This is a genomic window from Bradyrhizobium sp. PRIMUS42 (genome assembly GCF_023006515.1).
Lineage (GTDB): Bacteria > Pseudomonadota > Alphaproteobacteria > Rhizobiales > Xanthobacteraceae > Bradyrhizobium.
Genome location: NZ_JALBGZ010001588.1, coordinates 1 through 470, shown reverse-complemented (window position 1 = coordinate 470; position 470 = coordinate 1). Strand labels below are relative to the sequence as shown.

1 protein-coding gene is annotated in these 470 nt (G+C 68.7%); it reads left to right on the top strand.

All coding sequences use genetic code 11. From position 1 onward, the window contains the following. Positions 1 to 470: GlxA family transcriptional regulator (locus MOV75_RS41800; protein WP_247008737.1), on the top strand; the 470-nt coding region annotated here is incomplete at both ends.

The following is a 470-nucleotide window of genomic DNA, read 5'->3' as shown; positions in this document are numbered from 1 at the left end:
ACGCGTCGCGAGCGTTTGCTCGGGCGCCTATGTGCTCGCCGAGGCGGGTCTGCTCGACGGCCGCCGCGCCACCACGCATTGGGGGCGGACGCGCGATTTCGTCGCGCGCTATCCGAAGGTGAAGTTCGAGCCGGACCAGATTTTCACCCGCGACGGCAATGTCTGGACCTCGGCCGGCATCACCGCGGGCATCGATCTGGCGCTGGCGATGGTCACCGAGGATCAGGGCGAGGAGATCGCGCAACAGGCCGCGCGCCACCTCGTGCTGTATCATCGCCGCAGCGGCGGCCAGTCGCAGTTTTCCTCGCTGCTGGAATTGAAGACGCCGAACGGCCGCTTCGGCGCACTGTTGTCCTGGGCGCGCGAAAATCTCGACGCGCCCCTGACGGTGGAGGACCTCGCCGATCGCGCCGGCATGAGCGTGCGGCATTTTGCCCGCGCCTTCGCCGCCGAGACCGGCACGACGCCCT